At 48.4% G+C, this 26,453-nt stretch carries 17 protein-coding genes; 14 read left to right on the top strand and 3 right to left on the bottom strand.

Annotated features, from left to right (window positions below; translation table 11 throughout):
* Positions 1-73 precede the first annotated feature (73 nt).
* Positions 74-3,217 carry a TIM-barrel domain-containing protein gene (locus tag HGH90_RS04505; protein WP_211092945.1) on the bottom strand — a complete coding sequence of 1,048 codons (3,144 nt, stop codon included), beginning with the start codon at positions 3,215-3,217 and terminating at the stop codon, positions 74-76.
* A gap of 271 nt (positions 3,218-3,488) precedes the next feature.
* Here HGH90_RS04505 and HGH90_RS04500 point away from each other — a divergent pair, with 271 nt between their 5' ends.
* The 3 genes from HGH90_RS04500 to HGH90_RS04490 all read left to right on the top strand — a co-directional run bounded on the left by HGH90_RS04500 (position 3,489) and on the right by HGH90_RS04490 (position 6,007).
* Positions 3,489-4,019, top strand: a complete 531-nt coding sequence (locus HGH90_RS04500) for an OmpA family protein (RefSeq protein ID WP_168763812.1) — start codon at positions 3,489-3,491, stop codon at positions 4,017-4,019.
* 160 nt (positions 4,020-4,179) lie between these two features.
* Positions 4,180-5,283: a Gfo/Idh/MocA family protein gene (locus HGH90_RS04495; protein ID WP_168763810.1), complete on the top strand. Its 1,104-nt coding sequence runs from the start codon at positions 4,180-4,182 to the stop codon at positions 5,281-5,283.
* 127 nt (positions 5,284-5,410) lie between these two features.
* Positions 5,411-6,007: a porin family protein gene (locus tag HGH90_RS04490; protein WP_168763808.1), complete on the top strand. Its 597-nt coding sequence runs from the start codon at positions 5,411-5,413 to the stop codon at positions 6,005-6,007.
* 98 nt (positions 6,008-6,105) lie between these two features.
* Here HGH90_RS04490 and HGH90_RS04485 read toward each other — a convergent pair whose 3' ends face one another.
* Positions 6,106-6,618 carry a DinB family protein gene (locus tag HGH90_RS04485; protein ID WP_168763807.1) on the bottom strand — a complete coding sequence of 171 codons (513 nt, stop codon included), beginning with the start codon at positions 6,616-6,618 and terminating at the stop codon, positions 6,106-6,108.
* Positions 6,619-6,910: 292 nt separating this feature from the next.
* Between HGH90_RS04485 and HGH90_RS04480 the strand changes: the two genes are divergently transcribed.
* The 11 genes from HGH90_RS04480 to HGH90_RS04430 all read left to right on the top strand — a co-directional run bounded on the left by HGH90_RS04480 (position 6,911) and on the right by HGH90_RS04430 (position 25,589).
* Entirely contained in the window at positions 6,911-7,465 is a 555-nt protein-coding gene (locus tag HGH90_RS04480; RefSeq protein ID WP_169190479.1) for an RNA polymerase sigma factor, read from the top strand.
* 104 nt (positions 7,466-7,569) lie between these two features.
* On the top strand, positions 7,570-8,499 hold the full coding sequence (locus tag HGH90_RS04475; RefSeq protein ID WP_169190478.1) for a FecR family protein: 930 nt from the start codon (positions 7,570-7,572) through the stop codon (positions 8,497-8,499).
* Positions 8,500-8,681: 182 nt separating this feature from the next.
* Positions 8,682-11,987 (top strand): SusC/RagA family TonB-linked outer membrane protein, encoded by a 3,306-nt coding sequence (locus HGH90_RS04470; protein WP_211172578.1) that lies wholly within the window; start codon positions 8,682-8,684, stop codon positions 11,985-11,987.
* A gap of 18 nt (positions 11,988-12,005) precedes the next feature.
* Complete coding sequence (locus HGH90_RS04465) at positions 12,006-13,640, top strand: RagB/SusD family nutrient uptake outer membrane protein (protein ID WP_169190477.1); 1,635 nt, start codon at positions 12,006-12,008, stop codon at positions 13,638-13,640.
* A 213-nt stretch (positions 13,641-13,853) separates the two neighbouring features.
* Complete coding sequence (locus tag HGH90_RS04460; RefSeq protein ID WP_168763800.1) at positions 13,854-14,408, top strand: RNA polymerase sigma factor; 555 nt, start codon at positions 13,854-13,856, stop codon at positions 14,406-14,408.
* Positions 14,409-14,481: 73 nt separating this feature from the next.
* Entirely contained in the window at positions 14,482-15,690 is a 1,209-nt protein-coding gene (locus HGH90_RS04455) for a FecR family protein (RefSeq protein ID WP_169190476.1), read from the top strand.
* Between the two features lie 104 nt (positions 15,691-15,794).
* On the top strand, positions 15,795-19,418 hold the full coding sequence (locus tag HGH90_RS04450) for a SusC/RagA family TonB-linked outer membrane protein (protein ID WP_169190475.1): 3,624 nt from the start codon (positions 15,795-15,797) through the stop codon (positions 19,416-19,418).
* Between the two features lie 11 nt (positions 19,419-19,429).
* Positions 19,430-20,902: a RagB/SusD family nutrient uptake outer membrane protein gene (locus HGH90_RS04445; RefSeq protein WP_169190474.1), complete on the top strand. Its 1,473-nt coding sequence runs from the start codon at positions 19,430-19,432 to the stop codon at positions 20,900-20,902.
* A 20-nt stretch (positions 20,903-20,922) separates the two neighbouring features.
* A complete protein-coding gene (locus HGH90_RS04440) occupies positions 20,923-21,771 on the top strand; it encodes a putative zinc-binding metallopeptidase (protein WP_168763795.1) in 849 nt (282 codons plus the stop codon).
* Positions 21,772-21,800: 29 nt separating this feature from the next.
* Positions 21,801-22,778 carry a DUF4302 domain-containing protein gene (locus HGH90_RS04435; RefSeq protein ID WP_168763793.1) on the top strand — a complete coding sequence of 326 codons (978 nt, stop codon included), beginning with the start codon at positions 21,801-21,803 and terminating at the stop codon, positions 22,776-22,778.
* A 243-nt stretch (positions 22,779-23,021) separates the two neighbouring features.
* Positions 23,022-25,589 (top strand): GH116 family glycosyl hydrolase, encoded by a 2,568-nt coding sequence (locus HGH90_RS04430; protein WP_168763792.1) that lies wholly within the window; start codon positions 23,022-23,024, stop codon positions 25,587-25,589.
* Here HGH90_RS04430 and HGH90_RS04425 read toward each other — a convergent pair whose 3' ends face one another.
* Positions 25,590-26,450 (bottom strand): fumarylacetoacetate hydrolase family protein, encoded by an 861-nt coding sequence (locus tag HGH90_RS04425; protein ID WP_168763791.1) that lies wholly within the window; start codon positions 26,448-26,450, stop codon positions 25,590-25,592.
* Positions 26,451-26,453 lie beyond the last annotated feature (3 nt).

Genomic DNA, 26,453 nt, shown 5'->3' with positions numbered 1-26,453 from the left:
TACAAGATAGAAATTAATGCTATAAAAAAAGGCCGGATCATTGGATCCGGCCTCCCTCCTGCAACAATTATTGCTACTGGATACTGATCTGCTGTGCAGCAGCGGTATCCAGGTAAGGTGTCTTAATATGTAACGTACCTTTTTTATCGGATGCATTAAAGAAGCAACCGGTAGCCGCTTTATCGAAGGCCTGTTGACTGCTGAACACTTTCACTGCCTGGCCATTGACCATCACCTTTTTTGGAGCGGTAGCACGGTGTACCTGGAGCAGGTATACGCGTTGTTTGTTGATACCGGGATAAGCGCCCCTGGCCGCGTTGATGGTGATACGTGTGCCCTGGGTGGCATCTGCTTCGATCAGCGTTCTGGCAAAGGCCCCGTTTTTGTATTCGCGGGTCAATCCATCATCTTCATATAAATCGAAAGAAGATTTACCGGCAGGATAAATGTCGAGCGTGAGTGTATCTGTTTTTTTTTCTCCATCATAGTTCATCTGCGGATACATAGGAATAATGGCGCCTTGCTTTACAAACAGCGGTAACTTCTCCAGCGGGGCGTTATAGTTATTCAGCACGGTGGCGCCGGTATAGGCGGTGCCATCCCAGTAATCGTACCAGGTGCCGGCAGGGAGATAAATGCTGTCGCGCTTGCCTTCACTTTTATATACGGGTGCTACCAGTAAGGATGGCCCGTTCATAAACTGGTATTGCGTAGCGGTACCACGGCATACCGTATCTTCCGGAAATTCCAGTATCATAGCCCTGGATGCAGGAACGCCGGTAGCATGGGCATCTGCGCAGAGGGTATACATATAGGGGGTGAGCCGCATTTTGAGCCGCAGGTATTTCCGGTTGGTGGCGGTGTTTGTTTCCCCCTGGAGATAGGGCTGCTTATTTTTCTTTGCCCAGCCATTCATGACCATGAGTACGGGCGTAAAACATTTCCATTGAAGGTCGCGTACGTAGGTAGAGTCGCTGCCCCGGAAAATGCCGTCTACATCGCCGGTGGCGGCGTTTTGGGCCGATAAGCCCGCGCCAATGATGGTGGGGATGTGAAAGCGGATATATTCCCAGTTGCCCGATTGGTCGCCCGACCATACGGTGGAATAGCGTTGGGTACCTGCCCAGCCCATTACGCTCCAGATATAGCCCCTGGCATCGCTGTTATTTTCGATGCCTTCATAAGCGGCCTTGCAACCATCCAGCGCAAACTTATAACCAGGGCCTACCCAGGCTACATCCAGTTTGGCTAACCGGGAGCCGTATACGCCTACTTCTTTGGCTATTTTATCTACCCCGTTTTCTGTCCACAAGCCGGTATAGAAACCACGCTTATGGAGTTCCATGATGGTAGAGTCCAGTTTCGTATAACCACAGCCGTAGCCATCGTTCGGCAGAATCCAGCCACGGGGCATATCGTTTTCGATGTATTTGTCGGCCACCAGCTTAATTACATCCGGGGTGGTACCGGTAGTTCCGGTACCTTTATATGCTTTGGAGTCGGTGCCGGTACCGCCGCGATTGTAGCAGTTGGCGTCGCCCAGGCTCAGCGCCCAGCGAGGCATGAGGAAAGGTCGGCCGGTAACGCGGGTATAGCCATCGAGAATTTGTTTGAGGGAAGGGCCGTAGAAATAGAAGCAGTCGAAACGGTTTTCATTGTGTTTGAATTGCAGCGTATCTCTAAAATCATATTTACCTACATCGAATGTGTTCCTAAAAGCACCGTATCCGGCAGTGGACATATAGAATGGCGCGGGGTTAGGGCGGCCGCCATTATCCCAGCCATTTCCTTTTTCTATTAAAATTTCCTGTCCGCGATGGGAGAAATAGCCATTCTGCATGCCGCCGCCATAGAAATATTCGTTGGGCTGACGTTTCATGGTTTGGGTGGTCACCGAGCCAAACGTAAGCGGGGCCGACTCTTCCCAGATAGCTTTGGTATCGGTAATATCGTATAGGGCAAAGCGTAAGGGCTGCTTATATATACGTACCACGCAGCTGTTGCTTTTTACCTGGTAGTAAGCACCTTTGTCGCTGCTGCTAAGGGAAACCTTTCCTGGCTGATTCATCACCACGATGTCGTTGCCGGCGGGGTCGGTAAATTCGCCATCCGGGGCCATCCAAAGCCGGAAGATATCATCCGCGTAAAAGATGAGCTTAGAGGCCGATAAGCCTGCGCGGATATCAAATTCATTGGCGCCGGCAGCCTGGAAGCCGGTTACATTACCGATGTGCGACGCATTAGCGTTGATGTGTACGCGCAGGGAGTCATTGGCGTGGTGTTCATCTTCCGGGTACTGCAATACAAACGCCACATTATGCATAGGGCGATCGGTGAGGTCGGTAGCCGGGAATTTGATGTTCAGTTCCTGGCCGGGCTGCAGTCCCTTTTTATTGGCAGGTACAGTCACTGTTACCGGTGGTCGCTGGTCGATGTTGCAGCGCACGGTAAAGGCGGATTTGATGGCATCTATCCCGCTGTTTTTCACGGTGATGGCCAATTCATCGGCTTTGGTGAACGTATTTTTTTCTTCTGTATGGGAAGTGAGGCGAGTAAGAGCCAGGTCTTTTTTGTAACCTTCTGCCAGTTCAATATCATCGATCATCCAGTACCAGCTGTAAAATCCTTTCCAGTAAAAACGGATGTATACCTGTGGCTGGTGAGCGGCTATTTTAGAAATGTTGAGTTCCTGGTTAATAGGAATAAACATGTCGTTGGCCGTTGGTACATTGTTCATTACGTTGAAGTCGGTCCAGTGAATGCCATCGGTGCTTATACCTGCCAGCAAAGCGGCGCCGGGGGCGGCAAAGGCGCTGTTGTACCGGAAGGTATGCTGGAACCGCAGTATCACCGACGACTTGCCGGCACAGTTGATAGCGGCAGTCTGGACCCACGTGTCAGGATATTCTTTCTTTTTAACCCAGGATGGCTGGTCTTCATCTACGAAGTAGCCTGCCTGGAATTGCAGGTGATAGCCGCGGCTTTTAGAGGCGATGGGAGGTGCCTGTTGCTGGTATTCGAATGAGCCGGGATAAGGCTGATTGGTAATGATCCAGTTGAGTTGTTTATGACTTGAGTCTACGTTTTTCCATCCGTCGGGCAGGTCGGCGGTATTGAAATGTTCGGCCCAGAACACCCGGGTGTCAGCGGGAGCATTTTGGGCCATGGCTTGCAGGCCAGCTACGGCCAGTAGAGCAAATAGCAGTGCTTTTTTCATGAATTGTTCACCGTTAAAATCAAAAAAATTCCGGGAGGCCGGAAGGAACCCCAATATTATGTTATTGTAATGTCCTATGCCAGCCATAGGGAAAGAAAATGACATTCGCACTACTTTTCGCCGAATCCCGGCACTGGTAGCTGTCATCCGGGGACGAGCCATAACAGTATATAACATTAACGCATATATGTTTTTCTGAATATTAGAGATTGTCGGTGCAACAGCTTGATAATGGCTATTTTACATACCTTTGTGCCCTAATACACAGGATATGAAAAGAATGTTATTCATGACACGCTATTGTTTGCTGGCCCTGGTAGCAATGGCTTTTATGGCTTCCTGCGCATCTACCAAGAAAAGCAGCAGTCCACATGTATATATGAGCAAGCAGTACGAAGAGTTGAAGAACGTATTGAATGAAGCGGAAGTAAGTATTATCAAGGACAGTTTAAAGATTATTTTCCCCAACAACGTATTATTTGCCTCTTCATCCGACCAGGTAAATGACGCTATAAAGCCTACTTTTGGCCGTTTTGCTGAAATTCTCAATAAGTATAGCAAAACCAAGATATTGATTACAGGTCATACGGATAATACCGGTTCGGCCGATTATAACAGGGAGCTGTCTGAGAAGCGGGCGGCTTCTGCGAAGGGATTGCTCAACAGTTTTAATGTGAACAACGACCGTATGTTTACCTGGGGATTATCGGATCGTGATCCGATTGCCTCTAATAATACAGATGCCGGCAAGGCCCGTAATCGCCGGGTAGAGTTCGTGATTTTGTATGATGTAAAACAGTAAGCGGAAAGCAGAAAGCATAAAGCGAAAAGCTATTGCGGAGATTTACGTAAGCGAATTTTTAAATACTCGCTGAGTTCTTTCCCTCAATAGCTTTTCGCTTTATGCTTTCAGCTTTTTTCCGTATTATTAAACCATTCGTGAAACCCAAAATATTCCCGTTATGCATTCTCGCCGCAATTTCTTACAGCAAATCGCCGCTACGGCCATGGTATTGCCTTTTATGTCGCTCCCCGGTTGGGCCGTTACCCGGCGTCCGAAAGAAGGAAAAGTACTGAGAGTAGCCCTCATGGGATTAGGCAGCTATGCCAACCGCGTAGCCGATGCCATGAAGTCCTGCACCAAGGCCAAACTGGTGGGCGTGATCAGCGGAACGCCTTCCAAAATCACCGACTGGCAGCAACGTTTTGGCATCCCGGCCGCCAATTGCTATAACTACGACAACTTCGACCGTATCAGGGATAATCCTGACATAGATGTGGTATACATTACTACGCCTAATGCTTTGCATCATGGGCAAACACTGCGGGTAGCCGCTGCTGGCAAACATGTGATCTGTGAAAAGCCAATGGCCCTCAATGCCCGTGAAGGCGCTGAAATGATAGCAGCCTGTAAAAAAGCCAACGTGCAATTGCTGGTAGGCTATCGTATGCACTTTGAACCCAAAACGCTGGAGATTATCCGCATGCGGAATAATGGCGAATTCGGGAAAATATTATTCTTCCAGGGCCAGTGCGGCTTCCGTATAGGCGATCCTACCCAATGGCGGTTGAATAAGGAACTGGCAGGTGGCGGCTCGCTGATGGACATTGGTATTTATGCCATCAACGGCGCGCGCTATATGACGGGAGAAGAGCCATTGTGGGTAACCGCCCAGGAAACCAAAACAGACCCGGTAAAGTTTAAAGCTGGCGTAGATGAAACCATACAGTTCCAGCTGGGATTTCCCAGCGGCGCAGTGGCCTCCTGCCTGTCTACCTATAATATGAATAACCTCGACCGCTTCTTCCTCAACGGAGAAAAGGGGTTTGCAGAACTGCAACCTTCTACCGGCTACGGACCCATCAAAGGACGCACTTTTAGAGGGGAACTCACCCAGCCGCATATGACCCATCAAACGGTGCAGATGGAAGAAATGGCTGACATACTGCTGGCCGGAAAGCAGCCGTTGGTAGCAGTCAATGGCGAAGAGGCGCTGAAAGACCTGAAGATTATAGACGCTATTTACCAGGCAGTAAAAACAGGAAAAAAGGTTAATCTCACCTGAGCAGCCATGGAATTGGCCGAGGAAATTCCGGGCATGACCGTTAAAATCGGCAGGATCATCTATTAGTGAATTCCCGCCCGCAATACGTATCAGATCCCTTCGTTTCTTTATGGTTAAAATAACAACTATGAAAAAACGAATGCTGGCAGCTTTGTGTGTTTTCTGCTTTGCTGTTTCATCCCTCAGTGCCCAGGGGTTTCACTATGGCCTAAAAGCCGACCTGAATATGTTTAAGCTGGATGGAGAAGGTATTAATCCCAACTATACGCTGGGAGGAAGAATTGGCGTATTTGCCACCTATGATGTTACGAAGAAATGGGGGATACAGCCAGAGTTATTGTTTTCACAGGTCGGTCCCAAGCGGGCAGATGACTTCAGCGCACGGTATATTCATGATAGTAACGACGGCGCCAATAAAAATATCAAGTTAAGCTACGTCACCCTCCCGGTATTATTGCGTTACAATGTTAATAAAATGATTACGATTAATGCAGGACCGGAATACAGCTATCTTTTCTACGAAAATGATAACCTGCTCACCTATAACCGCAGCGCGTTTAAACGCGGCAACCTGGGAGCCGCTGCCGGCGCTACGTTAACCTTTGACGTGCTGCATGTATACGCCCGATATGTATTGGGCCTGTCCAATATCAATGATATCGATGATCGTTATCAATGGAAAACCCAGCAGTTGCAGGTGGGATTAGGGATTAACTTTAAGTAAGCGGAAAGCTTAAGCAGAAAGCAAAAAGCTATGGCAGCGAGTGACCAATGCGATTTTCAATAATCGCAGAATATCATCCGCTACTATAGCTTTTTGCTTTAAGCTTTCTGCTCCTTCAACACATGCGCCTGGATATTTTCCAGCTGGCGGATATGCCGCCGGGTATGTATATTGATAAATTTGATCCACTCCAACCGGGTAAAAGGACCAAATCCGGGTACTTCAAAAGCCAGGCATTCTTCGTTGAGATCTACGGTGTTGGCAGCGGTAGTCAGCTTATCCCATACCTGGTGAATATGCTCCATTACCTGCGTTTGCGTATGTGGTGCATTGCCGGGGGCAATCATCTCAGCTGCATTAAATTTTGCATTATAATCCTGGAACAAAGCCTTTATCGCATTTACCTTTTCGTCGGCCGCCCGCTGCGTAGGTGCTGACGGGCCATACACCACGCCACAATCTCCCGATTTCCAGATATGTTCCGCTACCTGCGCCGCCGTCCAGCTACCTTCAAAAGGTACGGTATTGAGTTGTTTATCATCGAAGCCCGACAACACCTCTACCAGTAGTTGACCGGTTAGTGCTGTTTCGCTAATCAATTGCCCTCTCATAAGTGATTTTTTAAAGGATGAATAATACAGCAAACTTAGGATGATCTGCGGAGTTATACCGGGTGGTAATGCGACAAATAAGCGGGCGGAAAGCGACAGCATGCAGCGAGGTTTTCCCGGTTCCAGTCCTCCCGGTTTTTGGTCCCCTAAAAAAAATAAGCAGCTAATAATTATTAATTGTATATTAGACAATTAATAATGACAGGCGTCGGTCCTGAGGTAAAAGTCAATTCGCAGCAGGTGGTTTTTGCCGGGATCAGACAGGTTTCACGTTTATGTTAATTTTCCACTTATGAATGGTGTGCATCTTCAACAATATGCAGACGATCTTCTATTAAACTTGCTCAAAGAAGGCAACAGGGAAGCCTTTGATGTGATATACCTGCGCTATTGGGAACAACTTTACTTTTACCTGGTAAAAGCCATCAAAGACACCGAAGAAGCAGAAGATATTCTGCAGGAAGTGTTTGTCTCGTTATGGAAACGGCGCCACAACCTGGGCAACATTACCTCATTATATGCCTATCTCTTTTCTTGTGTACGATATGGAGGCTTCCGCTACATCCGGCAGCAAATGAAAAAAACTACTTTCCGTCAATCGTGGGGCTTCCTGTTTTCAGAAGCCGACGACGTATTTGAACAGCAGCTGGACGCCAGTGAACTACTTCACCTGGTGAACCGGGAAATAGATAAACTCCCCCTGAAGATGCGCGAAGTATTTATCCTGAGCAGGAAAGAGGATCTTTCGCATAAGGAAATTGCTCATAAGCTTAACATATCCGACAAAACAGTAAAGAAACAAATCAATAATGCGTTGAAATACCTGCACCTGAAACTCAATGTATAAACGCTGTTTCATGAAAACATCCCGCCACTGAAATTTTTTTTTCCTCATCTACTACCAACGTTTCTTTTCCGACACTACTTTATAGATTGCCCAAATTGTTTTTAATGAAAGAAGAAACGCCCGGACGTTTACTAGACCGTTATTTAAAGGGAGAATGTACGCCGGAAGAACAAAGACGCCTGGAACAATGGCTGGATGAACGATCGGCGGCCGGCACGCACAATATGGCCACCTTTAACCGGGAGGAAGTGCAGCAGCGCCTTAAAGCCAAAATTGACCGGCAACTGGAAGCCCGGCCATTGGTTTATATGTTACGCGCATTTCGTATAGCCGCTGCTGTTATTGTAATATTGCTGGGTACTTTTATCATTTTTAAAAACACGGAAACAGGCAATACTATATATGCCACTACCAGGGCGGGCAGAGGACAACGCCTGCGGCTTACCCTGAGCGATGGCTCTGTGGTTACGCTCAACGCGGGCACCAGTCTCCGCTATCCCCGTGTTTTTAAAGGCAACAGCCGGAAGGTAACCCTGCAGGAAGGAGAAGCCTTTTTTGAGATACAACCACGGGAACGATGCCCTTTTATAGTAGGCACTGCCAACACAGCAACAACAGTACTCGGTACTGCTTTTAATGTACAGGCCTACGCCGCTGCCAAAGAAGTAAAGGTAACCGTAGTGAGCGGAAAAGTAGCAGTAAAGGAGTCCCATGGATCCGAAACCATGGTAGTGCTGCCTGATGAACAAGCAGCCCTGTCGCCCGCAGGGATAGATAAAAAACAGGTCAGCGCTGCCGATAACACCGGTTGGCTACAAGGGAAACTGCAATTCAGAAATGAAAGCCTGGAAAAGGTAGCATTGATACTGGAAAACAATTACGATGTAACGATTACTTTCAGCAAAGAAGCAACGCGGCATATCCGTTTTACCGCCACCTTCAGCACCGACGACCCGCTGGATAAAATTCTTTTTGCCATCACCAAAGCCAACAAACTTAATTATTCCATGAAAGATAAAATCATATCACTCTAAATCACCTGGTTATTTATCAGGAATAACCACAAGTTGAACTAAATCACTAGCACATGTACTGACAATCATCAACAAAAAATAACCAGCATGATCCGCGAAATCATAGCTGGCTATCAGGTAGCCTATGGCTGCCCTGTTTAGAAAAATAAACGACCATTTATTTAACCAAAACGTTCAAATGTATGAAAAAATTCATTTGGTGTCATCTCTATGCCCTGCAGAGAATAGGGTGTATCCTGTTCCTGCTCGGCATCACCGCCGCCAGCGGATGGGCAGAAGCACAAGCCAGACCCACTGCAAGCAGGGTAAAGATCGATCTGCAGCTCACCGATAAATCACTACCGGAAATATTGGGCCTGATAGAAAAGAAGAGCGGACTCGGCATGGTATATAACGATCAGCTGGTAGCCGGTTATGATCATCTTTCTATTACCGCCAACCAACAACCGGTAACCGCTGTATTGGATAAGCTCCTGAAAGATACCCGGCTCCACTACCTGCAAAAAGATAACCTGGTGATCATCATTGAAAAGGAAAACAAGCCGGCTTCAACGCCTGTCAACACCAGCGGTCACCTCAACGAACAGGAACCCATAAAAGGTAAGGTAACAGACGACAAAGGCGAAGCGCTGCCCGGTGTAAATGTAAAAATAAAGAACGCTGCTACCGGTACAGTTACCGACGTAACAGGGCATTATACCCTGCATGCCAACAGCGCCGATGCTGTGCTCATATTTTCCTATCTTGGCTTCCAGGACCAGGAAATACCGGTAGCCGGGCGTACTTCCATCGATGTGGTGCTGAAAGCTACCGTGGCCAACCTGCAGGAAGCCGTTGTAATCGGCTATGGTACCCAGCGTCGCGGAGATGTAACCAGCGCCGTGGCCACCGTTAAATCGGCCAACTTTGTAAAAGGACCCGTGCAGGACGCCGGACAACTCATACAAGGCAAAGTAGCAGGTATGACCATCGGTACGCCCAGTGGTAATCCTACCGCCGGTTCCCAGATATTACTGCGCGGTAATACTACCCTTTATGGCGCCAATGCCAACCCTCTCGTCATTATCGACGGCGTACCCGGTGATCTTAAAACAGTAGCGCCGGAAGACATCGAATCGGTAGATGTGCTCAAAGATGGCTCTTCTGCCGCCATCTACGGCGTAAGAGGCTCCAACGGCGTTATCATCATCACCACCAAAAGAGCCCGCGGCAGTTTCTCCAACACCGTTGACTATAGCGGCTATACGACCACGCAGGTGATTGCCCGGAAATTGAATATGCTCACCGCCCAGGACTACCGCGACCAGATCCAAGCCGGTACCCGCCTGGCTTCCTGGGATGCGGGCAGTTCAACCGACTGGCTGAAAGAAGCTACCCGCACACCCATTTCTCATGTACATAATCTTACCATCCGCGGGGGCAACGCTACCACCAACTACCTCGTATCCGGCAACTACCGCGCATTACAAGGCATCTTTAAAAAGAGTGATAACAATACCTTTTCCGGAAGAATTGATGTAAACCACAGCATGTTCAACGATAAAGTGAAACTGAACGTGGGCATTCTCAATCAAACTAATAACTATACCCGCAACAATAACGGCGACAATAGTTTCAACGGATGGATATACCGGCAAACTGTGATTCGTAACCCTACAGAGCCGGTGCGTAAAGCCAATGGCGACTTCTACGAACAAACAGGCAACTTCGATTATGAAAACCCACTGGCTTTGCTGTATGAAAGCGACGGGCAAGCCAAGAATGTAAACTCCCGCATGAATGCCACGGTAACATATACGCCGGTTAATAACCTTAAGTTGTCAGCATTGTTTTCCTATGCCCGGTTTAATTCCAACAAAGGGTATGCGGAATCAAAAAAGCATATTTCCAATATCAAAAGCGGGGTGAATGGCTTCGCCTCCGTAGCTGCCGACCTGTCGATCGACCGCCTAACAGAGTGGACCGCAGAGTATAACCGCAACTTTGGAGAACACCATTTTACAGTTTTGGGTGGCTACGGCTACCAGGAAAACGAATCCTCCGGCAATTATGCCGATAACCAGGATTTTCCTACCGACCTGTTTGGTTATAATAACCTGGGGTTGGGAGAAGGTATCAAGAATAAACTGGCCAATATCAGCAGTTATAAAACAGAAACAAACCTGATCAGCTTCTTCGGCAGGCTCAATTATAACTATGCCGACAAATACCTGTTGCTGGCGAGTTTGAGAAGAGAGGGCGCCAGCCAGCTGTACGGCGCTAATAACCCCTGGGGTAATTTCTGGGCGGTATCTGGCGGCTGGAGAATTTCCAATGAAGGATTTATGAAACAGCAACGGCTGTTCGATGACTTGAAGCTGCGCGCTGGTTACGGTATCACCGGTAATCCACCTAATGCGGGCTTTCTTAGCAAACCATTGATCGGTTACGGGGATTATGTGTATACGAACGGTAAATGGTCTAAGATCCTGGTACCTGCTACGAACCCTAACCCGTTTATCCGCTGGGAAGAAAAATCTGAGGCTAATATCGGGCTGGACTTTAGTATGCTCAAAGGCCGCATCAGTGGTAACATAGATGTATACAACCGCCGTATCAAAGGATTGCTGTACAACTACGCGGTGCCAAGCCCCCCGAACCTGTACCCGATCACGACGGCCAACGTAGGGAAGATGGAGAACAAAGGGATAGAAATCATGCTGAACTTTGTACCGGTAAAAACGAGTGATTTTACCTGGAATACCAGCGTTAACTTTTCTACCAATACCAACAAGTTAATCAGCTTATCCAACGAGCTATACCAGACCACCACCCCTTATTTCACTACCGGCGCGGCAGGTGTGCCTATTCAAACCTTTACCAATATTGTAACAGTTGGAAAAGGAATAGGCGATTTTTATGGCTATAAAGTGATTGATATCGATGACAAAGGGAAATGGATCTATGAAGGGAGAGATGGTAAGCCGGTTAAATACGATGATTTCCCACATGCTTTCGAAGATAAGAAAGTGATTGGAAATGGATTGCCTAAGTATTATGCGGGCTGGAATAACAATTTCTCTTATAAGCGCTTCGACCTGGGTATTACCATGCGCGGAGCTTTCGGCTACCAGATCATCAACTCCCAGCGCATGTACATGGAAAACCCTACCATCCAGAATTATAATATCCTGAGATCCGCCTATGACAAGGTATTTGGGAAAACCGAACTAAAAGTAAATGCCCTGGAGTTCAATAGCTACTATGTGGAGAACGGAGATTTCTGGAAGATAGATAACATTACATTGGGCTATACGTTTCCCGGGTTTAAAAATAAGTACCTGAAAGGAGCGAGGGTATATGTGTCTTCCCTGAATACTTTCACTATTACCGGTTACAAAGGACTGGACCCCGAGGTGAACAGGATTGGTTTAAGCCCAGGTATGGACGACCGTGATAAATATCCTACTACCCGTTCCTTTACGCTGGGTGTAAATCTGAATTTTTAATCACTAAAATGACTGCACATGAAAATGCGCTTTAACATATATGCTTTACCATTAGCGATGCTGATGATCGTTACTGGCATGGCCTGTACCAAATTAAAAGATAAGCCGTATACGACTATTATCTCCACGGAATTTAATCCTACTAAAGATGACATAGCAGCGCTGGTCGGCGCCGGCTATTCGCAGTGGCGGTTTATATTGCTTGATTGGAACGGCTTGTGGCGTGCCCAGGAAGTAACAGCCGACCAGCTGGTGATACCCAAACGCCCCTGGGGTTGGTTTGATGATGGCGTATACCAGCGCTTACATCGCCATACCTGGACTACCGACGACGATGTGGTGAATCAAACCTGGTCGAGAACTTACGCAGGGATTACCAACTGCAACCGGATTATTTACCAGATAGAATCCGGCCTGATACCGGTGGGAGACGCGAAGCCCGCTACGCTGGCAGAATTGAAGGTACTGCGGGCTTCGTACTATGCCGTGTTATGCGATTTCTATGGTAATGTTCCCCTTGTGACCCAGTTCGATCTGCCTATGGGATATTTGCCGAAACAAAACACAAGAAAAGAAGTGTATGATTTCATTGTAAAGGAAATCACGGACAACATTCAGTTGCTGAGCAGCGCCAACGATGTAACTACGTATGGCAAGTACAATAAGTGGGCGGCGTTTACCCTGCTGGCCAAGATGTACCTGAATGCCGGCGTGTATACCGGCACGCCGCAATGGGCTAAATGCATTAGTGCCTGCGACAGCGTTATTCACTCCAACGCATATATCCTGGAGGCGGCGCAGAAGAATGTTTTTGTGACCGAAAACCAGAACTCCAAGGAAATCGTGTTGGCCATTCCTATGGATGAAGACTATACCAATAACTGGAACGCCTTTGACCTGCACATGCAAACGCTGCAACAGGAAAACCAGGCTACCTATAACCTAAAAAATACCCCCTGGGGCGGCATTTGCGCCATTCCACAGTTCATCAGCACCTTTGACGTGGCCGATGCCCGTTACCAGCGCAACTGGATCAAGGGACAGCAATACACCTCTTCCGGGCAAATGCTGTATGTGGCGCAGGGCGATTTTGCAGGCAAGCCATTGAGCTTCGTAAATGAACTGCCGGGGCTGGAGAAAGGCGAGTCCGTACATGGATTCAGGCTAGGTAAGTTTGAAATAAAAATGGGTGCTTCTAATCGCCTCAGTAACGACTTCCCGGTATTCCGTTATGCAGAGGTGCTGATGATGAAAGCAGAGAGCTTGCTGCGTACCGGCAAAGCCGATGAAGCGGCGGCAATAGTAACACAGGTTAGGCAACGGGATTTCCTCAACGATCCTGCCAGGGCAGTAGTAACGGGCACTCAGCTGAAAGCCGGCAGTGTATATGCTTATGGCATGAAAGACCAGGTAAATAACCAATTTACCAACGAAGGCGGCGCCGATATTGAGTACGGCCGTTTCCTCGATGAACTGGGCTGGGAATTTGACCAGGAGGGCCACCGGCGTACAGATCTGATCCGGTTTGGCGTGTTTACCAAAAAGTCGTGGTTATCGCATGCGGTTACCAACAATAACAACAGGATCCTGTTTCCTATCCCCAGAACGGAAATACAGAAGAATGGTAACCTGACCCAGAATCCGGGGTATTAGAGACATCGGTGTGGGGCTGCCCTGCGGGTACTTTTTCGTGTAAAGACGCGAAAAAATACCCGTAGGGCAGCTTTTTTTATATGTATATTTATGCAAATAATGTCAATAAATCACCTATTTTCAATCAACTGAAATCAACAAGAAAACACCTATATCGTTGGCCAATAGGGATGTTACCCAAAACTGCTGTGTTTTAAAAAGCGAGGAAATCATTTGTCTGTAGATGCCACACATATCAATAAAGAGCTGCTCCTGCGTATAGCCGGTGGAGATGAAAAAGCATTTACCCAACTGCTGATGGAACATTCAGGGCTGTTGTACGGCTTTGTGCTGCGGCATACCGGGGTAAAGGAGGTGGCAGAAGAAATTGTACAGGATATTTTTACCCAGGTTTGGCAGACCCGGGAAACGCTGGCGGAAATCCGGAATTTTCGTACTTATTTGTACGTCATTTCCCGTAATCGTATACTCAATGAAATCAAGCGGCTGATGCGGGAACGGAAGCGTCATGCCGAATGGGTGCATACCGCTGTAGAAGTACTGGAGGAAGATACTGCAATAATAGAGCAGCAATACAACCTGATAGAAGCGGCTATCCGGCGTTTACCTCCGCAACAAAAGAAAGTATGGACCCTGAACCGGCAGGAGGGAATGACCTACCAGCAGATAGCAGCGGCGATGAATATTTCCAGGGAAACCGTTAAGACCTATATCCAGCATGCCAATGCGGCTATTACCAGGTACATTGCCAGTCACCCGGGTATATAATTTAAAATTTTTGCTCGCCCTTTACCCCCTTTTTTCAAGTTGCGTTGTCCTTATGGATAAAAAACGTCCGATTTTGGAAGATTACCGTGCCAGGTTCGCGCAACTGCATCAATTATGGTCCATACAATCCCTCTCTGCAGCGGAGCAGGAAGAGTATGTGGCGTTGCTGGAGCAATACGGTGAAGCGGATGCGTTGGGAGCTATGTTGGACGACAGCTGGGATACAGTAGAGGATGAAGGAACGTTTGCCGCATCGGACAAAGCCGCGCTGGCCCGTCGTATTATTTCCGCGGCGCCGCCGGAGCGATTTACAACAACAAGGATACACTTACTGCGTCGTTGGTGGGTGGCTGCTGCGGTATTGTTTGTGATAGCATTGGGCGGCTGGCAGTATTATGTGTATACTCATCAGGTTGCACCGGTAATGGGGGTAACAGATATTGCACCGGGTGACAATGGAGCTATTCTTACGCTGGGCGATGGCAGCCAGGTGGTATTGGATAGTTTGAGTGATGGGATAGTAGCTAAACAACATGGCACGAATGCGGTGATCAGCAAAGGACAGCTGGCTTATGAGGCAACAGCCGGTCAGCAGAACGGAGAAGTGGTGTATAATAAAATGTCGACGCCGAGGGGAAAACAGTTTCAACTGATATTACCTGACGGCACAAAAGTATGGTTGAATGCCGCTACCGCTATCCGGTATCCTACTGCGTTTACCGGTAATGAAAGAAGCGTGGAGGTAAGTGGAGAAGCTTATTTTGAAGTGGCCCCCGATAAATCCAAACCTTTCCGGGTTCATTTCATATCGGCGGAAGGCCGCCGCCAGGGTACTGTACAGGCGTTGGGGACCAGCTTTAACGTATGTGCCTACCAGGACGACCTGGCCGCCAAAATAACCCTGCTGGATGGAAAAGTATTGATAACCCCATCGTTGGCCGACAGCAAAGGCACTATCCTGGTTCCCGGTCAGCAAGCGGCCCTCACGTATCGCCAACTGGCGAACTTAAAGGTACAAACCGCCGATACCAGCCGCGTAATGGCGTGGAAGAATGGTATGCTTAACCTGCATAATATGGCCCTGGCAGAAGTGATGAAGCAAATATCAAGATGGTATAATATAGATGTCGTATATGAAGGCAATATCCCGGATATTACCTTCTGGGGCGAGATCAGCAGATCAGAACACCTGTCAACTGTACTTGGCTTTATGGAAGAATCAGGCATTAAATTCAGCATCGGTGACGGAGGAAGGCAAATAATCGTCAAAAAGAGTAATTAATTAAAAATAAGTAGCATACCCCTGTTCCTGTGAAAGTCAGATAGGTAGCTGTAGTTCCGTTACGACGGGGAGCGCAATTTTATCAATCAAAGTAAACCAAGTCTATGCACTTTACAACCTGCAAAGGTCGTCCTGGAAAGGAACGGCTTAGTAAGCTATTGCGGAAGCTGACTGCATTTGTCATCCTCATTATGTGTTTACACATCAGCGTAAACGGCAGTACGCAGATCGTTTCCATTTCCGGAAAGAAAATACCCGTAGAAGAGGTATTTCTCACCATTAAAAAACAAACCGCTTATGCCGTTGTCTGTAAATCCTCTGTGATAAAAGAGATGAAGCCGGTAGACCTGAATGTAAAAGACATGCCGCTGCGCAACCTGATGGACCTGACCGTCAAAAATCAGGGATTGCAATACACCATCGGTAAAAATTCTGTATTTATTTTTCCTGATTCGGCGGCAGCAAAAAATGATGCTAAAAAAAACGAAAGGGAAGACGTTACCCGGCAGCAAGAGCCCGTAACCGGTAAGGTAACTGATTCTACCGGCGCCCCCTTGCCAGGGGTGACTGTTTTCGTGAAAGGAAAATATAGTACTGCGGTAACCACCAGCAAAACCGGTAGCTTTTCCATCGCTGCCGCTGATGGTGATGTGCTGGTAATCTATAACCCCGGCTTTACGACTCGCGAAATTCCCGTAAAGAAAGGGCAAACACTGCAGGTGACATTAAAAGTGCCGGAAAAATCACTGAATGAGGTGATCGTCACCGGTTTCCAACAGTTGAACAAGGAAACGTTTACCGGCGCCGTAGGCAAGGTAGATAAAGCCCTGCTGCAGCGTTCGGGCGTGGGTGATGTGTCGCGGATGCTGCAGGGCGCCGTAGCCGGTGTTAGCGTAGAAAACGTATCCTCCACCTTCGGCAGTACGCCAAAGATCAGGATCCGGGGAAGCGCCTCCATCAGCGCTAACCAGGAACCCTTATATGTGGTAGATGGCGTACCCGTTAGCTCTCCTGCCAATATACAACCCAACCAGTTATATTCCGGCGACCCCGCCGCCCTGCTCGGATCTGCCATTGCTGGCCTAAACCCCGCAGATATTGAAGATATCGCCATCCTGAAAGATGGATCCGCAACCTCCCTCTATGGTACCCGCGCCGCCAATGGCGTAGTATCCATCACTACCAAAAAAGGAAAAAAAGGACAGATGACGGTCAACGTAGGAAGCGCCCTGACACTCGGCATCCGCCCCAGCGTAGCCACCTTTAACCTCATGGACTCCAAGGAACAAATGGAGCTTTCCAATGAGCTTTACCGCTATGGTTATCTTTCAGTATTAAACTACCCGAGCACCACCGGCGCCTTTACAGATATCTATAACCAATATACCCAGCGTAATATTACCCTGGCCCAGGCCAACGAATTGCTGAATAAAGCCCGCGCAGTGAATACCGACTGGTTTAAGGTATTATTCAGGAATAACCTCGTACAGGAACATAACCTCTCTATCGGCGGCGGCAGCGAAAAAGCAACTTACTTCCTGTCCGGCAGCTACCTGCACGACGATGGACAAGCCAAAGGATATAATACCAACCGCTATACGGCTAATTTTCGTACCGTGATTAACGTTACCAAAAAGCTGGATGTGGACTTTATCACCAACTTCACCTACCGGGATCAGCTCACTCCGGGAACGTTCAACAGCAGTACCCGTAATGGCCAGTCGTCCCGTAACTTCGACCTCAACCCATTCAGCTATGCGGTGAATACCAGCCGTGCTATGGTGCCCTATGATGAAAATGGTAACTACAAATATTACCTGCGCGATTTCGCGCCGTTCAATGTATTGAATGAGCTGCGTGAAAATTTCAATACACTTAGCAGCACAGATATCAGAACAGCGTTGAAGCTGACGTACAAAATCATCCCGGGGCTCACGTATGAAACGCTGATGTCGGCCCGGAAAACCAGCGCAGACCTGAGCCACGTGATGACTGAAAGATCCAATGTGGCTGCCGCTTACCGGGTAGCCTCCCCGCTGTCTATCGCCAACCTAAATACCCTGCTGTATAAAGATCCGAACGATCCTAACGCTATACCACAAACGATTTTGCCCACAGGCGGTATCCTTGATCAGCAAACCGCCCGGGGAAGTTTTTTAACGATGCGACACGCGTTAAACTGGAACCATGCTTTTAATCGCCTGCATGTTGTCAACGTATTTGGCGGCTTCGAAATAGGCAGTGATAAAGTTAATACGACCTCCACCCGGGGATGGGGATACCAGTATTATGCTGGTAAAATTATTTCCCCCAGCCCCCTGGCATTAAGAGCGGCCATTGAAAAGAATGAGCCATATTATACGGAAACATTTACACGGGAAAATAAAACGGCTTTCTTTCTCAATACCAACTACGTATTCGATGACAAGTATATCGTAGACCTGGCCGCCAGGGTAGATGGCAGCAACTTGTTTGGTTCTGCCACCAAAACCCGGTTCCTGCCTAACTATAGTATCGGGCTGGCCTGGAACGTAAGCCGCGAGAAATTTATGGAGCAGCTGAACAGCGCCGGCAAAATAGATTTCCTGAAAGTAAGAGGTAGCTATGCCTTACGAGGGAACGCATGGCAAAGTTCTCCGGCCTTAAATGCCAAATACCAAAACTATTACCGCGGCGATCCTAACTATGATGAGTTAGGCATTAACATCCTCTCCCCGGAATTATATAACCTCAACTGGGAAAAAGATTATACCACCAGTGTGGGTATTGACGTAGGATTGTTCAACAAAATTACCCTCACAGCAGAATACTATAACCGCGCCAACAAAGACTTGGTAGCATCCAGGAACGTATCCTATGAGGATGGCTTCAGTACCAAAACGATCAACTGGGCCAGTATGACCAATAAAGGGATAGATGTAACCCTCGGGATTAAAGACATTGTACGCACGCGGGATTTTCACTGGAACTTCAATGTGCTGGTGGGGCAGGTGAAGAACAGGCTAACACAAGGTATTTTTTCACCATTGTTAACCCAGAAAACAGCGCCAACAGGTTATGGAGAAGTGGGCAAGCCACTGAACGGCTTATACGCCTATCGTTTTGCCGGCCTGGATAATATGGGACAACCCCTGTTTTATGGGGCAAAGAATAACAAGTACAGTAACATTGTGCTGTCTTCACAGGATGACTCACTGATTGCATACCAGGGTTCCCGTGATCCAACCGTAACCGGCTCTTTTACCAACAGCTTCAACTATAAATCATTCGAGTTACGGGTGTTTTTCACTTATAGCTTTGGCAATAAAGTATTCAGAAACCCTATTATCAGCAGCATTTACGACGACAACCTGGCTACCCAAAAAGATGTGGCTGCCCGTTGGCGTGTTCCTGGTGACGAGAAGATCACCAATATCCCCGGCCTGGTATCCAATATCCAGGACGCCTATAACCAGGCTGCTTTTATTCAACGGGAGTTTGCCTACAACAGGAGCGACCTGATGGTGGTAAATGCCGCAGTGCTCCGGTTGAGTGAAGTTACTTTGTCGTACGACTTTGTACCGAAGAAAGCAAGCCCGTTGAAAATGGCTCGTTTGTCGCTCGCTGCCAACAATCTTTATTTCTGGGCCGACAGGGACTTACGTGGAGTAGATCCGCAAAGCATTATTTCGGGTGTCAATCTCCCTAATCCTACATCTTATACACTCAGATTAAACGCCCAATTTTAAAATATTCAGCTATGGTAAAGACAGCTCTGAAAATAAGCAACCTGGCGATGTTACTGTTGCTCTTCTGCGGGGGAATGACAGGTTGTAAGAAGTTTACAGAAGAAGCATATGATAACCGAGCGCAAATAGAATCGGCCGATCAGTATGCCAAAGTATTGGTAAATGCCTACCCGGTAAGACATGACCTGTTTACAGACATTCTTACCGACGACTATGACTTTCATGCGCAGCTGGCGCAGGCTTCCAACATCAGTGCCTACCTGCCCATGTATTTATGGAAAGATGATTACCCGGATAATATTAACACCGGACCGGCAGTGGCCTACGCAGGGTTCTATTCAAAAATATACTATGCTAATTTAGTCACAGAAGGTATTGATGCGGCCACCGGGTCGCCGGAACAAAAAGCGGCGGTAAAAGGAGAGGCCCTGCTGGTCCGCGCCTATTGTCATTTTATATTGGTGAACCTTTTTGGACAACACTACAATGCGGCCACGGCAGCCAAAGACCTGGGCATTCCGCTGGTGACTGAAATCAATAAAGGGAATATAAACTTCTACCATCGCAATACGGTGAAGCAGGTATACGACCAGGTAGAAAAAGACGCTACCGACGGCCTTGCGTTGTTACAAAAAGGAGGCACGTATGTACCGGCCAACCCTTACCATTTTTCCGTCGCCAGTGCTAATGCTTTTCTTTCCCGTATTAAACTGTATAAGGGAGAATGGGATGAATCAGTTAAATATGCAGATGCCGTGATCGCGGAAAAGGGACGTATCGTCCGGAACCTGGCGGCGGATCTTGTTTTCCAGCAATCCAACGGCTTGCCTTTTTTTGCAGCAAGGTATATGGACCCGGCTTCTCATCCTAATTTGTTGATGTTATCCTATGTGACTAACCTGTCGCCCATTACCCCAACCGGCTTTTCTATTTGTGGTTTTTTCCCCAGCGACTCCATTGTTCCGCTGTTTCAGCCAGCAGGTACCAGCGATCTTAGAAGAAGGGTGTTTACGGCAGTAGGTACGGTAATTGACCGGCGGCTGATTGCCATCAAGTATGGCACGCAGCCTAACAGTCCGAATAACACGCCCATTAAAACACCTTACTTCAGCATGGAAGAAGTACTGCTCAATCACGCAGAAGCCCTGCTGAGAAGCACTAACGGTAATGCTATCGCCGGCGCACTGGCCGATGTGGAATCCATCCGTAAGGAAAGATATGTGCCCTATATGGCACTGGATCCAGCTATCACGAAACAGGCGTTACTGGATATAGTGTTGTTGGAGAGAAGGAAGGAATTTGTAAATGAAGGATTGCGTTGGTACGATGTAAAAAGGCTGGGGCTAAGAGTAGAGCATCGCACCTCCAGAGGCGGCCCTCCGGCAGATGTACTGACTGCCGGCGATCTGCGGAAAGCCTTGCAGATACCACGTTTGGAACAGGAACGGAACGTACCTATTGCCTCTGAATTAAATCCCAGATAACCACCTGCAAACTTCTTATTATGAAACAAGTAATCAAATTATCTGTCATAACTGCAGTGATCAGTCTGATCTGTTTCTCTTGTGTGAAAGACAAGCAGCCGATGATCAACGATACCATCGATTATTTTCCCAGGGGAGCGCTGAGAAATGGGCTGGATAGCCTGATAGATACCATTCAGCAAAAATATGGATTGCGGGTTATTTATAAGTTCGAACCCCGGGTAATTGACCCGACTACTTTTTTTGTGCCCGCCAAATATGATAAAGCCAAGCCCTATACGAAAGTAGTGGTGGAAAAAATGTGGCTGGAACCGATCAGCATCTATGCACCGGAGTTTTCCAAACACCAGATACCGATCGAATTCCTGACGGTAGGAACCGGTATCCACTTTAACTCGTTGAACTCAGGGCCCGCTGCCGGCGCAGGATTGAACGCCCAGTATTACCGGTTAGGTATGGGAGATGTGGATAACTACGTGTTGGACCGGGGGTGGATCAGGGACCATATCTGCACCGTATACCACGAACATGCACATCAGCTGGATCAGAAGTTTGGGCGCCCAATAGGATATGACCAGGTATCACAAGGGACTTACTACGATTTACAGTTCCAGTATAAAACAGATGAACAGGCAAACCAGGACGGATTTTTTACGGCTTACGGGGGATATTTACCAGAAGAGGATTTTGCCACTACGGTAGAAACCATCATTCGGCTGCCCAAGTCGGAAGTGCTCCGCATTGCCGCCATCAATCCAAAACTGGAAAAGAAGTATAAGATGGTCAACGCTTTTTACCTGAGCAAAGGTATCGACCTGCACCTGATGAAGGTAAAGCTGGATTCTACCGTGATGGCGCTGGTACCCTAACGTATTTAATGACATTAAAAAAAGGGAAAATGAAAACTACATATCAACTCCTGATAGCCCTGGCGATGGTGGCAAGTATGGTGGGGTGTACAAAATATGAAAAGGATTTTAACCTGGATGAGCTATCGGCTAAACAGGACCGGCTCAATACACAAATTCTGCAGCGGCTGGCAGATGCGCCCAATGGCTGGGTGATCTACGTGCCCAACCCGGATACGGCGGTGCTGAGTGCTACCCCCATCATCCTGAAGTTTGATACGGCCAGCCGTACCTATACTTCGAAATCGCCATTCCCGGTATCCAATGCCACCACGCCCACTTTGTTTGACGTGAGCAGCGCTACCGGTGCCCCTTTGCTGAGCTTTGCCAGCGGCAGTGTGTTCTCAGGCTGGAACGAATCGGGCGGCATCAGCGATTTCTTTTTTAAAGTACTGAACGTAGGCCAGGATACTATAGATATACAACCTTATCGTAAGGGGCAAACCTACCAGTCGGAAGGAGGTATTCCCATGAAGATGATTCGTTTAAAAGCGCCTATCACCTGGTTTGATAACCCCTTCAACCTGCGTTCGCTATTGCTGTCAGCGGCATCGCCTTTTCAGAAGAGCAGCATCAACGTATTGCAGTTGACCTATCAAAATGGATCCGCCCCCAGTTCTCTCAGCATGGCATTCTTCGCGATGGGGCCGGATGACCTGGCATTCCTGAACGCCTATGTGCCGTTTAACCGGGATATGAAAATGTATCCGGCTGCAGTGGCGGTAAACGGAGATCCGGATTATTTCAGTTTGTATCACCTGGGTAATAATAGCTTTTTCTCCCACGTAGACAATGGATTTTCTCCAGGATGGCTGTTTATCGACTTACCCCGGGCAATCATTAAGAAGTTGAAAACCGATCACCTGATCGTGCGGGCAGTGAGTAACGATCGCGCTAAAGTAACGGTGTTTGCCGTGGATAAAAATGGGAATGAAGTGATTACAGGCTTGCTGGAAGCGAGACCGTAAACGATTGTCATTTCCTATAAAGCAGGTGTTCCCTTTAATGGGGAGCACCTGCTTTATTTTTTATTCCTCCACAAAAAAGCATTGTTTCCCAACGATGAATTATTTATTTTTAGACAGATTCGCTTAAACGATTAAGCATTTTGTTGCCCATATTAACAAACAGGTGTTCCCGTTATGGGCTATGTAACCAGGATCGGCGTATGAAGACGACCGACCCGGCATCCATCTCAAAAAAATATGCGTATGAAAAAAGATAACAACCGGCGTTCTTTCCTGAAAAATGTAGCCATTGCCTCTTTCGGCGTAACCGCCCTGCCTTCGGTAGCTGCAGCGGCTCACCCGCCAGTTGACGATGAAAAACGGGATAACAAGGAAACCGGTACCCGGCGGAAATTCAACGGCGTTTATACCGGTAAATACAACAACCGGCCGGCATTTCCTATAGGCGGCATCGGGGCTGGCATGTTTTGCCTGGAAGGCACCGGCGCTATCTCTCATTTATCAGTGCGCCATAACCCCGAAATGTTTCACGAGCCGGCTATGTTCGCCGCTATTAGTCTGAAAGGTACGCCCGGACAGGCACGGGTGCTGGAAGGCCCGGTGCCCGACTGGAAAAAATTTGGACAACGCGACGCAGGCCTTGGAGGTACTGGCGGCGCTACCTGGGGATTACCCCGGTTTAAAACGGCCACATTGCAGGCTCGTTTTCCCTTTGCTCATATCACGCTCGCCGATCCGCAACTGCCATTGCTGGTAAGCATAAAGGGCTGGAGCCCTTTTATTCCCACAGATGAAGACCATGCCAGCATGCCCATCGGCGCCCTGGAATACCAGTTTACCAATAAAGATAACCAGGCGGAAGAATATGTTTTCTCTTACAACGCCCGGAACTTTATGCGCCAGGGCGACGCTGGCAATGCTATAAAACCTTACGCCAATGGATTTATATTATCACAGGCCGCCCTTGCTGATGCACCGGAGAAGCAGGGGCACTTTGCTATCTATACCAACGACAGCGAAACCGTAGTGGATCATTGCTGGTTTCGTGGTAACTGGTTCGATCCCCTCACCATGGTATGGAACACGCTGAAAGAGGGTAATACCCGCAACACCCCACCCGTGGCACAGGATGCACCCGGCGCATCCCTGTTTGTACCTTTCCGCCTGCAACCAGGTGAAAAGAAAACTATTCGCGTGATGATGGCCTGGTATGTACCGGATTCCAAATTGCGTATAGGCGACACCATTAGCAACAAACCGGGAACGCCACCATATTATAAACCCTGGTACAGCAGCCGGTTTGACAGCATACTGGCGGTAGCTGGGTATTGGACCCGGCATTACGATACCCTTCAGGAAAACACACAACGCTTTACCGATACTTTTTATAGCAGCTCTTTGCCACCGGAAGTGCTGGAAGCGGTGGCTGCCAATCTTACTATCCTGAAATCGGCTACTGTCATGCGGCAGCATGATGGGCGCTTCTGGTGCTGGGAAGGCTCCGGCGACACCTGGGGTAGTTGCCACGGCAGCTGTACCCACGTATGGAATTATGCGCAGGCCGTGCCTCACTTGTTTCCTGCATTGGAAAGAAGTTTACGCAACACGGAGTTTAACGAAAATCAAAATGCCGAAGGCCACCAGGGTTTCCGCGCCAATCTGCCGATCTCTCCGCTGGTCCATAATTTTCACTCGGCAGCAGATGGACAGCTGGGTGGGGTCATGAAGGTATACCGCGACTGGCGCATCAGTGGCGACCACAACTGGCTGAAGAAAATGTATCCGCTGGTAAAAGTGAGCATGGACTATTGTATCCGCACCTGGGATCCCGAAGGAAAAGGACTGGTGGAAGAACCACATCATAATACCTACGACATTGAATTCTGGGGCCCTACCAGCATGTGTACCAGTTTTTACCTGGGCGCATTGAAGGCCATCATGCACATGGGCACATTCCTGCAACAGGAGATAGCGGCCTACAACAGCCTTTATGAGAAAGGGAAGCAGGCATTGGAAACGACTTTATACAACGGCGAATTTTTTATACAGCAAATTAAGTGGACGGGCTTAAAAGCACCCGACCCGGTAAAGGCACAGTCGTTCAGTACACAATACGCGGAAGAAGCATTGATGTTGCTGAAAAAAGAGGGCCCCAAATACCAGTACGGAGCCGGCTGCCTGTCCGACGGTATACTGGGAGCCTGGATAGCCAGCGTGTGTGGACTGGAAGAACCTGTTGATGCCTCCAAAGCCAAAAGTCATTTGCTGGCGGTACACAAATACAATCTGAAAAAGGATCTGAGCACCCATGTAAACCCGCAACGCTCCACCTATGCACTGGGAGCGGAGGGCGGTCTGTTGCTGTGCTCCTGGCCTAAGGGAGGCATGCTGTCGCTTCCCTTTGTATATAGCAACGAGGTATGGACGGGCATCGAATACCAGGTAGCAGCTCACCTGATGTTTCATAGTGAAGTGGAAAAGGGATTAGAGATCGTGCGTGCGTGCCGTCAGCGATACGACGGTATTGTGCGTAATCCTTTCAATGAGTACGAGTGCGGGCATTGGTATGCCAGGGCCATGTCGAGCTACGGATTGTTACAGGCGCTGACCGGCGTGCGCTACGATGCCGTGGATCGGGTGTTGTATATCGATTCCCGGGTAGGCGATTTCAGCAGTTTTATTTCCACGAATACCGGTTTTGGTACGGTGAGCTGGAAGAAGGGAGTGCCTTCGCTGAAGGTGGCGTATGGAACTATACCTGCCACGCACGCGGTGGTGGCAGGTAAGAAAATGTCTTTGCAATTGGCATAACTATCCGCGAAGCGTTTGTATGTTGTTGACCAGCTGACCGATATGATCGATGCTAATTTCAACGCGGTCGTGATCCTGCAGGGTGAAGTCGTTGCCGGGTACAAGGCAGGTGCCGGTCATCAGGTAACAACCAGTGGGGAAAGCGCAGCCTTTAAAGAGAAAGCGGACCAGCTCTTCATGGCTGCGTTTCATCTGGCTGATAGGTACGTTGTCGTTGTATTGCAGCTGTTCCTGCCGGTAAATCGACATGCTGATGGTGGTATTGGCCGGGATGGGCTGGTCGGGCACCATCAGGCAGGGGCCCAGTCCCGCACATTTTTCATACACTTTTGCCTGCGGCAGGTACAGCGGATTTTCTCCTTCAATACTGCGGGAGCTCATGTCGTTGCCTATCGTATAGCCTTCCACGGTACCCTGGCTACTCACAAATAAGGTAAGCTCCGGCTCGGGTACATCCCAGGTAGAATCTTCCCGGATATATAAGGTTTGCTGATGCCCGGAAACGCGGTGGGGAGTGGCTTTAAAGAAGAGCTCCGGACGTTCGGCCACATATACTTTATCATAGAAGGTGGCGCCACCGGATATTTCCGATTCTTCCATGCGGGCGGTGCGACTGCGATAGTAAGTAACGCCGGCGGCCCATACTTCCTGCGATCCGATAGGCGCCAGCAAATCGTGGGCGAGCACAGTGGCCGCCGCATTCCTGGAGACAGGCGTACGGCCGTTGATATCTGCAAGCACATGTTGGTATAATCCCGGTCTGTTTACATATTGATCCCAGGCGGCATTAATGGAGTAGTACTGTTCCTCGTGCGCTACCAGGAGGAACTGGGAAGTTTTATAAATGTGGAGGATATTCATGTG

It is taken from the genome of Chitinophaga sp. Ak27, assembly GCF_012726295.1.
In the GTDB taxonomy this organism is placed as follows: Bacteria; Bacteroidota; Bacteroidia; order Chitinophagales; family Chitinophagaceae; genus Chitinophaga.
This window is presented reverse-complemented; position numbering and strand designations above follow the sequence as displayed.

Coding starts and splice junctions, on each gene's coding strand:
- HGH90_RS04505 (WP_211092945.1), bottom strand. CDS start 3,217: ATGAAAAAAGCACTGCTATTTGCTCTACTGGCCGTAGCTGGCCTGCAA.
- HGH90_RS04500 (WP_168763812.1), top strand. CDS start 3,489: ATGAAAAGAATGTTATTCATGACACGCTATTGTTTGCTGGCCCTGGTA.
- HGH90_RS04495 (WP_168763810.1), top strand. CDS start 4,180: ATGCATTCTCGCCGCAATTTCTTACAGCAAATCGCCGCTACGGCCATG.
- HGH90_RS04490 (WP_168763808.1), top strand. CDS start 5,411: ATGAAAAAACGAATGCTGGCAGCTTTGTGTGTTTTCTGCTTTGCTGTT.
- HGH90_RS04485 (WP_168763807.1), bottom strand. CDS start 6,618: ATGAGAGGGCAATTGATTAGCGAAACAGCACTAACCGGTCAACTACTG.
- HGH90_RS04480 (WP_169190479.1), top strand. CDS start 6,911: ATGAATGGTGTGCATCTTCAACAATATGCAGACGATCTTCTATTAAAC.
- HGH90_RS04475 (WP_169190478.1), top strand. CDS start 7,570: ATGAAAGAAGAAACGCCCGGACGTTTACTAGACCGTTATTTAAAGGGA.
- HGH90_RS04470 (WP_211172578.1), top strand. CDS start 8,682: ATGAAAAAATTCATTTGGTGTCATCTCTATGCCCTGCAGAGAATAGGG.
- HGH90_RS04465 (WP_169190477.1), top strand. CDS start 12,006: ATGAAAATGCGCTTTAACATATATGCTTTACCATTAGCGATGCTGATG.
- HGH90_RS04450 (WP_169190475.1), top strand. CDS start 15,795: ATGCACTTTACAACCTGCAAAGGTCGTCCTGGAAAGGAACGGCTTAGT.
- HGH90_RS04445 (WP_169190474.1), top strand. CDS start 19,430: ATGGTAAAGACAGCTCTGAAAATAAGCAACCTGGCGATGTTACTGTTG.
- HGH90_RS04440 (WP_168763795.1), top strand. CDS start 20,923: ATGAAACAAGTAATCAAATTATCTGTCATAACTGCAGTGATCAGTCTG.
- HGH90_RS04435 (WP_168763793.1), top strand. CDS start 21,801: ATGAAAACTACATATCAACTCCTGATAGCCCTGGCGATGGTGGCAAGT.
- HGH90_RS04430 (WP_168763792.1), top strand. CDS start 23,022: ATGAAAAAAGATAACAACCGGCGTTCTTTCCTGAAAAATGTAGCCATT.
- HGH90_RS04425 (WP_168763791.1), bottom strand. CDS start 26,450: ATGAATATCCTCCACATTTATAAAACTTCCCAGTTCCTCCTGGTAGCG.